At 52.8% G+C, this 12,287-nt stretch carries 11 protein-coding genes, 2 tRNA genes and 2 pseudogenes; 1 reads left to right on the top strand and 14 read right to left on the bottom strand.

What is annotated here, in order from left to right; translation table 11 throughout:
* Window positions 1–92 precede the first annotated feature (92 nt).
* Complete coding sequence (gene zitB / locus AU509_RS03765) at window positions 93–1,019, top strand: CDF family zinc transporter ZitB (protein WP_094117675.1); 927 nt, start codon at window positions 93–95, stop codon at window positions 1,017–1,019.
* 16 nt (window positions 1,020–1,035) lie between these two features.
* Here zitB and pnuC read toward each other — a convergent pair.
* From pnuC to cydA, 14 genes and pseudogenes are all read right to left on the bottom strand, one after another.
* Window positions 1,036–1,759, bottom strand: a pseudogene (gene pnuC, locus AU509_RS03760) (nicotinamide riboside transporter PnuC).
* A gap of 968 nt (window positions 1,760–2,727) precedes the next feature.
* A tRNA-Lys gene (locus AU509_RS03755) sits at window positions 2,728–2,803 on the bottom strand.
* Window positions 2,804–2,839: 36 nt separating this feature from the next.
* Window positions 2,840–2,915, bottom strand: a tRNA-Lys gene (locus tag AU509_RS03750).
* A 174-nt stretch (window positions 2,916–3,089) separates the two neighbouring features.
* A pseudogene (cpoB, locus tag AU509_RS03745) lies at window positions 3,090–3,861 on the bottom strand (cell division protein CpoB).
* A 9-nt stretch (window positions 3,862–3,870) separates the two neighbouring features.
* Window positions 3,871–4,386: a peptidoglycan-associated lipoprotein Pal gene (pal, locus tag AU509_RS03740; RefSeq protein WP_094117674.1), complete on the bottom strand. Its 516-nt coding sequence runs from the start codon at window positions 4,384–4,386 to the stop codon at window positions 3,871–3,873.
* Window positions 4,387–4,425: 39 nt separating this feature from the next.
* Window positions 4,426–5,715: a Tol-Pal system beta propeller repeat protein TolB gene (gene tolB, locus AU509_RS03735; RefSeq protein ID WP_094117673.1), complete on the bottom strand. Its 1,290-nt coding sequence runs from the start codon at window positions 5,713–5,715 to the stop codon at window positions 4,426–4,428.
* A 135-nt stretch (window positions 5,716–5,850) separates the two neighbouring features.
* The gene (tolA, locus tag AU509_RS03730; RefSeq protein WP_094117672.1) at window positions 5,851–7,035 is read right to left on the bottom strand and encodes a cell envelope integrity protein TolA; all 1,185 of its coding nucleotides are present in this window, start codon (window positions 7,033–7,035) and stop codon (window positions 5,851–5,853) included.
* A 56-nt stretch (window positions 7,036–7,091) separates the two neighbouring features.
* Window positions 7,092–7,517 (bottom strand): colicin uptake protein TolR, encoded by a 426-nt coding sequence (gene tolR, locus AU509_RS03725; protein WP_085652428.1) that lies wholly within the window; start codon window positions 7,515–7,517, stop codon window positions 7,092–7,094.
* 12 nt (window positions 7,518–7,529) lie between these two features.
* The gene (tolQ, locus tag AU509_RS03720; RefSeq protein WP_085652429.1) at window positions 7,530–8,216 is read right to left on the bottom strand and encodes a Tol-Pal system protein TolQ; all 687 of its coding nucleotides are present in this window, start codon (window positions 8,214–8,216) and stop codon (window positions 7,530–7,532) included.
* On the bottom strand, window positions 8,213–8,617 hold the full coding sequence (gene ybgC / locus AU509_RS03715) for a tol-pal system-associated acyl-CoA thioesterase (protein WP_094117737.1): 405 nt from the start codon (window positions 8,615–8,617) through the stop codon (window positions 8,213–8,215). Before ybgC ends, tolQ begins: the two co-directional genes overlap by 4 nt.
* Window positions 8,618–8,757: 140 nt before the next feature.
* Window positions 8,758–9,051, bottom strand: coding sequence for a cyd operon protein YbgE (gene ybgE, locus AU509_RS03710; protein WP_094117671.1), 294 nt, complete (start codon window positions 9,049–9,051; stop codon window positions 8,758–8,760).
* Window positions 9,051–9,164 (bottom strand): cytochrome bd-I oxidase subunit CydX, encoded by a 114-nt coding sequence (gene cydX, locus AU509_RS03705; RefSeq protein WP_085652431.1) that lies wholly within the window; start codon window positions 9,162–9,164, stop codon window positions 9,051–9,053. The genes ybgE and cydX overlap by 1 nt, the downstream gene beginning before the upstream one ends.
* Before the next feature lie 16 nt (window positions 9,165–9,180).
* Window positions 9,181–10,320 carry a cytochrome d ubiquinol oxidase subunit II gene (cydB, locus tag AU509_RS03700; protein ID WP_085652432.1) on the bottom strand — a complete coding sequence of 380 codons (1,140 nt, stop codon included), beginning with the start codon at window positions 10,318–10,320 and terminating at the stop codon, window positions 9,181–9,183.
* A 12-nt stretch (window positions 10,321–10,332) separates the two neighbouring features.
* Entirely contained in the window at window positions 10,333–11,901 is a 1,569-nt protein-coding gene (gene cydA / locus AU509_RS03695) for a cytochrome ubiquinol oxidase subunit I (protein ID WP_085652433.1), read from the bottom strand.
* Window positions 11,902–12,287: the final 386 nt, after the last annotated feature.

The raw sequence follows: 12,287 nt of genomic DNA, 5'->3' as shown, positions 1-12,287 counted from the left end.
CCAGCAATGAATTCCCTTTCCCGATGCGAATGTGGGTTTTTTGTCCCGTTTGACATACAGTTAAAACAGGCATGTAAACAGGAAGTCATTCGATGACCCAATCTCGCTCTAAAGAACAGAACAATAGTCAACGACTGCTGGCGGCGTTTACGATCACCGCCGTTTTCATGGTCGTTGAAACAGTCGGTGGGCTGATCTCAGGCTCCCTCGCGCTGCTGGCGGACGCCGGACATATGCTGACTGACACCGCCGCGCTGCTGGTGGCCTTGCTGGCCGTACGCTTCGCGGCGCGTCGTCCCACCGCCAACCACACTTTTGGTTTCCTGCGGTTGACCACGCTCGCGGCTTTCGTGAACGCCATCGCGTTATTTATCATCACCGTATGGATTTGCTGGGAAGCCTTTCAACGCTTTAGCCATCCCCAGCCGATAGCGGGCGTCCCGATGCTGATCATCGCCGTCGGCGGTCTCTTGGTTAACCTATTCGCGTTCTGGCTGTTACATCGCGGCGGCGGCGAAAAAAACATGAACGTCCGAGCCGCGGCTCTGCATGTGCTAGGCGATATGTTGGGCTCGGTCGGCGCGATTGCCGCAGCGCTCATTATCATGGTGACCGGTTGGACGCCGATTGATCCCATTTTATCCCTGGTGGTATCAGTGCTGATCTTACGTAGCGCGTGGTCATTGCTGAAAGAAAGTCTTCATGAGTTGCTGGAAGGGTCGCCCGCACAGATTGATGCAGGGGCGTTAAAGCGGGATTTAAGCGCCGATATTCCGGCGGTGCAGAACGTACACCATGTCCATCTATGGCAGGTCGGAGAAAAGCCGATGCTAACCCTGCACGCGCAGGTGACGCCCCCTGACGATCACGACGCCCTGTTGCAACAAATCCAGGACTACCTGCTGCAGCGTTATCAGATAGACCATGTGACCATCCAGATGGAATATCACCACTGCGATCACGGCCACTGCCATATTCAGCAAGTGGCCGGCGAGCACCATCATCATCATCACCACTGATGGCGCTCAGTCGCTGTTAGCCGGCTCGGGCCAGAGGGCGCGACTGATTCTCGCGTGCGCCCTTTATCCACAGCCAGGAGCCGTTGAGGGCTATCAGCGTCAGGATGGCGTATTGCAGTGACATTGCATAGACGCCTGATAGGCAAAGATCACCACGCTGATAACATCGATGACCACCCAGACCAGCCAGTTTTCAACGTATTTACGCGTCATCAGGATCATCGCTACGATGGACAGCACGGTCATTGTGGAATCCCAGAAGGGGAAAGCATCTGGCTGTAGCTGTGGACGCTCAACGCTGATTCCGATGCCTTTCATCAGCATCACGGCGATATCGGTCAACAGCGCAAAAAGCGCGTCGATATAAAACGTCATCAGGCCAATCGCCACGATGCAGGCGGCGCTCCATCCCAGAGCCTGCGGCAGAGACAGCCAGCGGATACGCAACTCGGATTCATCGGCGCTGGTCTTACGACTCCACGCATACCACCCGTAGATATTTGCGCCGAAGAAAAAGATCTGCAGCAGCAGGCTGGCATAAAGCTGGATCTGAAAGAAAATTAATGCAAACAACGTGACGTTGATCAGCCCGAACAGATAATTGCTCGTCTTCTCAAGCTAGCCAACCCGATACACAGTAAACCGAATAAAGTCCCCAAGGCTTCAACCCACGACAGGTCGTAACCGTTCGCGCCTAAAGGGATATGAACCAGAATATTGCTCGTACTGAAAAAATCCATCTTCACCTCGTCTGACCCGAAACTCACTGTATTGTCATGGCCTCTGACCGTAGAGTCAGACGGCGTTTTATATACTAAACAAAATAGCCATTTCACACCACTTAATTCCGCTTTAATGCGGTATAAATTGCGCCTGGGTTTAATTTATTAAAAATGAAGGATTGTATTTATGAGGATAGCCGGAGTGCCGTCTCTCGCCCCAACGCTATGCTGGCAATGTGCTAGCGGAAAGGTCGTCGCGCTTGACGACATCTTTAATGCACGAAGCCTCAACGAGCGTTTTCATTACTGTGGGTTACCCGGTTCCGGTAGGGAACGCAGCAACGCGATGGAAGGAAAGATCAACACCGAACTATCTTGCTCAACCGAAACGATGAATCCGGCGCTACGTTATAAACGTGGATGGCTTTTCAGGCCAAGTGACAACATCGCTGAGTTGCCGCAGAATCGAGGATAGCTTAGTGGTTATTGAGTCCGGGATCGTGTTTTTTATCTCTAAGCAGGCTAACGCATGCCTTGGTCAGTCACGGCTGATCAGGATGCAGGACGGAATCATTGATTAAAGCGGCAGAACGCATTGATAAATATTCATTACCGTCTTTCCCTTAAACACCCTCTCCTACAGATCGAAATAAAAACGCTTAATGAGACCACAGCAACATGGGGAAATGCTCCCCATATCCCCCACTCAAAGCTTTTGGATGGTTATATACGCGTCACGCGACAGAGATCGCTGACTACCGCCATGAGACAGAAGTGAAGTCATTAGCGCGTCGATTGGACGCTGACGTTGGTGGCATGCACGAGAGTTTTAATGAATGGGCTCAGCCCCAGGACTGATACAGCGCATTGTCGTTTTGCCTCGTCGGGTACAAAAATCCGATGAAAATTCCCATTCTCACAATGCGTGAGTCATGAGGTTTAAAGGCGCGTTTCAGTTTGGATGAGTTCGGGATTTGAAACTTGAATGGTGGGTCGTGCAGGATTCGAACCTGCGACCAATTGATTAAAAGTCAACTGCTCTACCAACTGAGCTAACGACCCGCATTGCGGAACACTTCAAGATGTAGCACTGGAAATTGGTGGGTCGTGCAGGATTCGAACCTGCGACCAATTGATTAAAAGTCAACTGCTCTACCAACTGAGCTAACGACCCAATTTCCACATCACTTCAGCGATTCACTATCGCCTTGGCAACGGCGGCATATATTACTGTGATAATTTTTCCAAGCAACCTATTTTATAAAAAAAACGTTTAACTGCTTACAACTCAAACAAATAGGCGCAAAAGCCGCTCATATCGAGCGAGTTTTGCGCCTTATCGTAGAAATTAAGAGTGGGACAAAGATTTTTGCGCCAGTTTGGCACTTTCAGTGTTTGGATACATCTTGACCACCTGACGATACACCGCTTGGGCTTTATCAGTCTGGCCTTTCTCCTGCATGATCACCCCAACCTTGTACAAGGCTTCGGACGCTTTGGGAGACTTCGGGTAGTTTTTAACGACATTGGCGAAATAGTAGGCCGCGTCGTCCTTCTTACCCTTGTTGTAGTTCAACTGCCCCAGCCAATAGTTGGCATTGCTGATAAGTGGAATCAGGATATTTTTTGACGAAGTTTTGCAACGCAACAATAGCCTGATCATACTGCTTTTTTTCGAGCACCAGCGCCACGGCGGCGTTGTAATCGCTATTCGCGTCTCCCGTGCTGGCAGGCGCGGTCGGAGCGGTGTTACTTGCCGCAGGGGGATTGCTAGCGTCTGAGGCCGCGGGAGCAGTCGTCTGAGCGCCCTGAGAACTCAGGCTATCTATTTGCTGGTAGATCTGTTTCTGCCGCTCCACAACCTGATTGAGCTGATACTGACTTTCCTGAATCTGACCACGCAGGCTGTCGATATCACGCTGGTTATCGGAGAGCTGTTGCTGAAGTTGGGTTAAAAGCTGGCTGTGAGCGTTTGAGATTCGCTCCAGTTGAGTGACTCGATCTTCCACCGAGCCTGAGCCGGCATTACTGATTGGCGCTTGGGCGGTAGCGACCCAGGGGGCCGCTACGCCAACCAGTAACGACAGACTTAGAAGGTAAGGTCTGAAGTTACTGTTCATGCAATACTCTTAGTAGACCAGAACGGCACGGCGGTTTTTAGAGTAAGCAGCTTCGTCATGACCCAGAACCGCAGGTTTTTCTTTACCGTAAGAAACGATAGAGATCTGGTCAGAAGAAACCCCTTTACCCTGCAGATACATCTGCACGGCGTTCGCACGACGCTCGCCCAGCGCAATGTTGTATTCCGGCGTACCACGTTCATCCGCATGACCTTCGATGGTCACTTTGTAGGACGGGTTGCTGCGCAGGAATGCGGCATGGGAATCCAGCATCTGGGCGAAATCTGAACGGATGTCATACTTGTCCAGATCGAAGTAAACGATGTTGTTGCGTTGCAGTTCCTGCATCTGCAGGCGAGCCTGCTCAGAGGATGACATGTTGCCGCCGTTTTCCATACCGCTGCCCATGCCGACGCCATTCTCAGAAGATTGGTCGTTGTTAGCATGTTTGTTAGAGCTACACGCGGCAACAGCCAGCACCGGCAGAGCCAACATCAGGCCTTTCAGCACTTTATTGAATTGCATTTTTATGTCCTTTCAAAAGGTTATCATAGCTATTTGCATTTAGAGATACGGCGACCAGGCAGGGAATTTTACCTGACCATCAGTTGCCGGAAGACGCGCTTTGAAACGACCATCAGTCGAAACCAGCTGCAGCACGGATCCCATCCCCTGTTTGGAACTGTAGATTACCATGGTGCCGTTAGGCGCAACGCTTGGCGTTTCGTCCAGGAACGTGTCCGTCAATACTTGAACGGCACCCGTTACCAGATCCTGTTTGGCGATGTGCTGCACTCCGCTATTAGAGCTCACCATCACCAGAAATTTACCGTCGCTGCTGACATCCGCGTCCTGATTCTGGGCACCTTCCCAGGTCAGGCGCTGAGGCGCACCGCCGTTGACATTAATTTTATACACCTGCGGACGTCCCGCCTGATCGGAAGTATAGGCCAGTGTCTGGCTATCCGGGAACCAGGTCGGCTCCGTGTTGTTGCTACGTCCGTCGGTGACTTGAGAAATCTGTCCAGAGCCCAGATTCATCACGTACAGGTTCAGGCTTCCGCTCTTGGACAGAGCAAACGCCAGTTTGCTGCCGTCAGGAGAGAAGGACGGCGCGCCGTTATGACGTGGGAACGAGGCCACCTGTTTGATGGCGCCATTCGCCAGCGTCTGCACAACCAACGCAGAACGACCGCTCTCAAAGGTGACATACGCCAATTTGCTGCCGTCGGCAGACCATGCTGGTGACATCAACGGCTGAGGTGAGCGATGCACAGGAAGCTGATTATAACCGTCATAATCCGCGACACGCAGTTCGTACGGATACTGGCCGCCATTGGTTTGAACCACATAAGCGATACGCGTGCGGAATGCGCCTTTAATACCGGTCAGCTTCTCGAACACTTCATCGCTGGCAGTGTGCGCCGCATAACGCAGCCACTGCTTGGTGACTTTGAACTGATTCTGCGCCAGCACGCTACCCGCATTGCCGGAGGTATCAACCAGCTGATAAGAAATGACGTAACCATCAGCGCTCGGCTGAACCTGACCGATGACGACGGCATCAATGCCCAATGCCGTCCACGCCGCAGGCGTCACTTCCGAGACACTGCCCGGTTGCTGCGGCATACGAGAAGGATCGATCGGATTGAATTTACCGCTATTGCGTAAGTCCGCGCCGACAATGCCTGCGATTTCTTCCGGTGCGGCGCCAGGGCCTGCCCATTTGAACGGAACCACGCCGATCGGACGAGCGGAATCAACCCCTTGGGTGATTTCAATACGCACTTCCGCGTGGAGTACTGCCGCCCACAGCATCAAAAAACCTAATGCAACTTTAAATGCCTGCTTCATTTCATCTCCCTTATCCAGGCGCTTAACCTGCGATAAATTAGCAGAATGTGAACAAAACCAATGTCAACAAAACACGATTATCAGTCTGTCGACCATAGTCATAATCTTAAACCCTGCCCCTGACTTTAGGCGGACTTACTGCGGCTTAAAGTCTATCGGGGCATTCTTGAATGCTTCATAGACTTCACTGCTCGGCGGTTTTGGAATTCTGGCCTGCTTGGCTGCCGCAATAGCAGCCTGACACAGAGCAGGATCGCCACCTTCGGTAGTGACATCGATTAGCAGACCATCCGGCGCCAGTTTGACGCGTAGCGTACACGTCCGGCCTTTATAGGATTCCCAATCGTAAAACTTACTCTGAATAGCGGTTCTAATCTGACTGCCATAGCTATCTAACGCAGCCCCGGACGCCCCGCTTTTCTTATTCTTGCCTACGCCAGCCGCGCCGCCGCTACTCGCGGCAGAGCCTGATTTGGGCGCATTTTTATCTGCCGACAGCCCACCGAGCAGATCGTCCACTTCACTCTCCTGCTTGGCGGCTTCAGCCGCAGCGGCCTTTTTCTTGTCGTCAGCGGCTTTTTTGGCTGCCGCAGCTTCCGCTTTCTTCGCGGCATCGGCGGCGGCCTTGGCTTTAGCGTCAGCAGCGGCTTTTGCCTTAGCGTCCGCTTCAGCTTTCTCTTTAGCCACTTCGGCTGCTTTAGCCTTCGCTTCCTGTTCAGCCTTTTTCTTCGCGTCTGCGGCAGCCTGTTTCTTAGCTTCCTCTTCCGCCTGCTTTTTAGCCGCGGCAGCTTTCGCTTGCTGTTCCGCTTCCGCTTTGGCTTTGGTTTCAGCGGCGGCTTTCGCTTGTTGCTCGGCGTCTGCTTTGGATTTCGCCGCCGCAGCCTCAGCCTGTTTCTGCTGTTCTTTGGCCTGCTGAGCCGCTTCTTCAGCCTGCTTACGCTGCTGTTCTTGTGCTTGCGCCTGATTTTTTGCTTCTTCCTGCGCCTGCAACCGCTCTTTTTCCAGCTCTTTCAGACGCTGTTGTTCCGCTGCCTGTTTTTCCTGTAGCTCTTTGGCCTGCTGATCGGCTTGCTTCTGACGCAACTGCGCTGAGCGCTGAGCATCGCTTTGTTGCTGCTGCTGACGGTTATACTGTTCAGCAACGGCGCCGGGATCAACCATCACGGCATCGATCGCCGATCCGCCTCCGCCGCCATTGCTGGCGTCCATTGACTGGTGCAAGGAGCTTATAACCAGCAGCGCAATCAAAATGACGTGCAAAACGGCCGAGATAATCAAAGCCCGTTTTAGCTTATCGTTTTGTCCGTTTCCCTTTAGCACAAGTCGTTCCCAAATACAGTGTGGCCAAATAGATCACTCATACTCTGTTTACCGGCTCAAATCGGTTGCGTCATCAGACCTACGGATTTCACGCCGGCCTGGTGGAGTAAATTAAGTGCTTTAATGATTTCATCGTACGGGACTTCTTTAGCGCCGCCGATCAGGAACACCGTTTTCGGATTGGCGCTAAGCCGAGACTGCGCTTCAGCCACCACCTGCTCTGCCGGCAGTTGTTCCATACGATTATGGTCGACCACCAGGCTATAGCGGCCGATACCGGAAACCTCGACAATCACGGGCGGATTATCATCGCTAGAAACGGTTTTGGAATCCGTGGCATCCGGCAGATCAACCTCAACGCTTTGCGTGATGATTGGCGCTGTCGCCATAAAAATCAGCAGCAGCACCAACAGCACATCCAGCAAAGGGACGATATTGATCTCGGACTTCAGTTCCCGACGACCTCGACGTACACGTGCCATGCTCCCTCCTGATTAACGGTTGCTATCGTTGGAGAATGCCTGACGATGCAGGATGGCAACAAACTCTTCCGTGAAGTTATCGTAGTTCTGTTCCAGCTTATTGACGCGTTGGTTGAGACGGTTGTAAGCCATGACGGCAGGAATAGCGGCAAACAGACCGATAGCCGTCGCGATCAGCGCTTCGGCGATCCCCGGCGCAACCATCTGCAACGTCGCCTGCTTGACGGCCCCTAACGCAATGAACGCATGCATGATCCCCCACACCGTACCGAACAGGCCGATGTAAGGGCTAATAGAACCGACGGTTCCAAGAAAAGGAATATGGGTTTCCAACGTTTCTAGCTCGCGATTCATCGAAATACGCATTGCCCGCGAGGAGCCTTCAACCGCCGCTTCGGGCGCATGATGGTTGGCGCGATGCAGCCGGGCGAATTCCTTGAATCCGGCATAAAAGATCTGCTCGGTTCCAGACAAAGTTTCGCGCCGCGTCTGGCTCTCCTGATAAAGGCGAGAGAGTTCGATGCCAGACCAGAATTTGTCTTCGAACGCTTCAGCATCCCGCGTTGCCGCGTTGAGGATGCGGGTGCGCTGTATGATTATCGCCCAGGACGCGATGGAAAAACCGATTAAAATCAGCATGATGAGTTTCACGAGAAGGCTAGCCTTCAGAAACAAATCAAGAATATTCATGTCAGTCACTGCTTAAACTCCGCGACAAAAGACTTAGGAAGCGCAATCGGCTTCATGTGATGTGGGTCGATGCATGCGATCAAAAATTCAGCCTGGCTCATCACTTCGCCTTGGGGATTGAGAATGCGCTGCGTGAACGTCATTGACGCCCGGCGAAGCGAAACAATCTCGCTCTGAACTTCCAGCAAATCGTCAAGGCGAGCCGGAGAGAAGTACTCTACTGTCATCTTGCGAACAACGAAGGCAAGACTTTGCTCCATCAGTTGCTGTTGATGAATGCCATGCGCACGCAGCATCTCCGTGCGAGCTCTTTCATAAAACGCGGCATAGCGCGCGTAATAAACAACACCGCCTGCATCGGTATCTTCATAATAGATGCGAACAGGCCAGCAGAACACTTCATTACTCACTTTATATCCCAGCAATTCATGCGATAAAACTCAGGCTACTATACGCAAGAGAATTGTGGTTTGGAATGGGGAGAATGTACAGGCTGGTAAATAAATGTGAGCCAGAAACGGCCCACATGACAAGGGATTGAGCGCGAAGATTACCGGAAGAAATAATACAGACCGGCGGCCAAAATGATTGCCGCAGGCGAAGGTGAGAAAAAGGCCTTCCAGCGCAGCCGCTGCGGTCTAAATCCGGTCCCGTGAATCACGCCCGTACAGACCGCCCACATCAGGACAAATGCCTGCCAAACGGCCATCGTGCTGGTTTTCGCCGCAAAGCGCGACGGATCCCAAAAAACGCATCCCGCTAACAGCAGGGCCATGATCAGGGAAAGGGCCCGTAACGGGCCCTTGTCCATGATGCTGTAGAGACGATGGATAAATTGACTCATCACGCGTCGTCTTTAACCGCTTTGGCATCTTCAATGTGCTCGATCGCCAACGCGGTGATCACGCCCAGCGAGCAGGCAAGAAGCGTTCCGAGTATCCAGGCAAAATACCACATAAAATAAGCTCCTTACTTAGTACAGGGAATGCGAGTTCTGCTCGACATGCTCTTTGGTGATGCGACCGAACATTTTGTAGTAGCACCAGGTGGTGTAGCACAGAATGATCGGGACGAAGACGATCGCCACGCAGGTCATGACTTTCAGCGTCAGCAGACTGGATGTGGCATCCCACATGGTCAGGCTAGCGTTCGGCATCGTGATCGACGGCATAACAAACGGGAACATCGTAATACCGGCCGTCAGGATAACGCAGGCAATGCTCAGCGAGGAAAACAGGAACGCCATCGCGCCTTTTTCCACGCGGGCCATCAGCACCGTAAACAGCGGGAACACCACACCCAACAAGGGCACAGCCCACAGAACAGGATAATGGTTGAAGTTGACTAACCAGGCGCCTGCCTGATGGACCACTTCTTTACGCAGCGGGTTAGATTCCGCAGCCGTATTGATCGCCGACGTCACAGTGTAGCCGTCGATACCGTAGACCACCCACACACCGGCCAGGGCGAACGTAATAAACAGCACCAGCGACGCCAGTTGCGCAACGCCTTTAGCACGCAGGTGCAGTTCACCGTTGGTACGCATCATCAGGTAGGTCGCGCCCTGAGCCAGAATCATGCTCACGCTGACCACGCCCGCCAGCAGGCCAAAGGGATTCAGCAGCTGGAAGAAGTTACCGGTGTAGTACAGGCGCAGGTAAGCGTCGATATGGAACGGAACGCCCTGCAGCAGGTTACCGAAAGCAACGCCGATGACGAGAGGCGGCACGAAGCTACCGATGAAAATGCCCCAGTCCCACATATTGCGCCAGCGCGCGTCTTCAATCTTCGAACGGTAGTCAAAACCCACCGGACGGAAGAATAGCGACGCCAGCACCAGGATCATTGCGACATAGAAGCCGGAAAACGCAGCGGCGTAGACCATCGGCCAGGCGGCAAACAACGCGCCCCCCGCCGTGATCAGCCAAACCTGGTTACCGTCCCAGTGAGGAGCGATGGAGTTAATCATCACGCGACGTTCAACGTCGCTGCGGCCCATCAGGCGGACCAGCATCCCGACACCCATATCGAAGCCATCGGTGATGGCGAAACCAATCAGCAGTACGCCGATAAGCGCCCACCAGATAAAACGCAGTACTTCATACTCAAACATAGTGGACTCCTGTTACCGTGCTTCCGGCGCAGCGGTGGTCGGCTGTTCAAAGTGATATGCGCCCGTTTTCAGGCTGCTTGGACCCAGACGCGCATACTTGAACATCAGGTACATTTCCGCGACGAGGAACAGCGTGTACAGACCGCAAATCAATCCCATGGAGAACAGCAGATCGCCTGCTGTCAGCGATGAGTTGGCGACAGAGGTCGGCAGCACTTCGCCAATCGCCCAAGGCTGACGACCATATTCTGCGACAAACCATCCCGCTTCCACGGCGATCCACGGCAACGGAATGCCGTACAGCGCGGCACGATGCAGCCATTTCCGCTGACCAATCTTGTTGCGAAGTACGGTCCAGAAAGAGAGGCCGATAATGATCAGCATCAGGATCCCGCAAGCCACCATGATGCGGAACGAGAAGTACAGCGGCGCGACGTGAGGGATAGAATCTTTCACCGCCATCTGAATCTGCGCTTCGGACGCATCGGAAACCTGCGGCGTATAGCGTTTCAGCAGCATGCCGTATCCGAGATCCTGCTTGCTGGCGTTGAAGGCTTCGCGAACCGCAGGGTCAGTGTTACCCGCGCGCAGCTGCTCAAGCAGATGATAGGCGTTCATCCCATTACGGATGCGCACTTCATGCTGCTCCATCAACTCTTTCAGACCGGTCACGGTTTTATCCGTGGAACGCGTCGCGATCAGACCCAGAACATAAGGAACCTGAATCGCGTATTTGTTCTCTCTGGCTTCCTGATCCGGCAGACCGAACAGGGTGAACGCGGCAGGAGCAGGCTGTGTTTCCCATTCGGCTTCAATTGCTGCCAGCTTGGTTTTCTGAACGTCGCCCATTTCGTAACCGGATTCGTCACCCAGCACGATAACGGAAAGCACGGAGGCCATGCCGAAGCTGGCGGCGATAGCGAATGAACGCTTGGCGAACGCGATATCGCGGCCTTTCAGCAGATAGTAAGAACTGATGCCCAGAATGAACATCGCGCCCGTACAGTAACCGGCTGCAACCGTATGCACGAATTTCACCTGCGCAACCGGGTTGAAGACCAGTGTCGCGAAACTCACCATCTCCATACGCATGGTTTCAAAGTTGAAATCGGAGGCGATAGGGTTTTGCATCCAGCCGTTGGCAATCAGAATCCACAACGCGGAGAAGTTGGAACCCAGAGCGACCAGCCAGGTCACTGCCATATGCTGCACTTTGCTCAGGCGATCCCAGCCGAAGAAGAACAACCCGACGAAGGTGGACTCCAGGAAAAACGCCATCAGGCCTTCGATCGCCAGTGGAGCCCCGAAGATATCACCGACATAGTGAGAGAAGTAAGACCAGTTGGTCCCAAACTGGAACTCCATGGTCAGCCCGGTAGCCACGCCGAGTGCGAAGTTGATCGCAAACAGCTTGCCCCAGAACTTGGTCATATCTTTATAAATTTGTTTGCCAGACAGTACGTAGACCGTTTCCATGATAGCCAGCAGGAACGCCATCCCGAGCGTTAGTGGCACAAACAGGAAATGATACATTGCTGTCAAGGCAAACTGTAAACGTGACAGTTCGACTATATCAAACATCTTGACTCCTTGCTCCTCGCAGGAAGGTTTCGCTCGCAGTAGAGGCAACCCGTTGAACAACGGCTGCAATACCCTAAAAGAACACAACAAATTGCTGAACACAGGCTTAAACATCGCATGACGCGAATAACGCCACGACGCTATACCTAGTTAAAATAAGCCTAAGTAAGGTTATGAAAATTACCAATATCGTACCTAAAACAGAGTGACCGGTATATTACGCCTACAATTCCCTGTAATAAATAGGTTTTTACGTGACGCCAGTTGGGGTTTTGACTCAACCCCCTTTCTCACAATCACATACCTTTGGCAGATAATTGATCGGGCGCAATTTAAGCGTATTTTGACGAAGATATCTACCCTGCATTTTTTGATTTGGCGCAATA

Origin of the sequence: Lonsdalea britannica (assembly GCF_002111595.1) — a bacterium.
Taxonomy (GTDB): Bacteria; Pseudomonadota; Gammaproteobacteria; order Enterobacterales; family Enterobacteriaceae; genus Lonsdalea; species Lonsdalea britannica.
The sequence above is the reverse complement of the archived record's forward strand: the minus strand, read 5'-3'. Positions and strand labels throughout refer to the sequence as shown.

Excerpts from the sequence above, each read along its gene's own strand:
- cydB (WP_085652432.1), bottom strand. The coding sequence starts at position 10,320 with ATGTTTGAGTATGAAGTACTGCGTTTTATCTGGTGGGCGCTTATCGGC.
- tolR (WP_085652428.1), bottom strand. The coding sequence starts at position 7,517 with ATGGCACGTGTACGTCGAGGTCGTCGGGAACTGAAGTCCGAGATCAAT.
- zitB (WP_094117675.1), top strand. The coding sequence starts at position 93 with ATGACCCAATCTCGCTCTAAAGAACAGAACAATAGTCAACGACTGCTG.
- pal (WP_094117674.1), bottom strand. The coding sequence starts at position 4,386 with ATGCAATTCAATAAAGTGCTGAAAGGCCTGATGTTGGCTCTGCCGGTG.
- tolB (WP_094117673.1), bottom strand. The coding sequence starts at position 5,715 with ATGAAGCAGGCATTTAAAGTTGCATTAGGTTTTTTGATGCTGTGGGCG.
- cydA (WP_085652433.1), bottom strand. The coding sequence starts at position 11,901 with ATGTTTGATATAGTCGAACTGTCACGTTTACAGTTTGCCTTGACAGCA.
- ybgE (WP_094117671.1), bottom strand. The coding sequence starts at position 9,051 with ATGAGTCAATTTATCCATCGTCTCTACAGCATCATGGACAAGGGCCCG.
- cydX (WP_085652431.1), bottom strand. The coding sequence starts at position 9,164 with ATGTGGTATTTTGCCTGGATACTCGGAACGCTTCTTGCCTGCTCGCTG.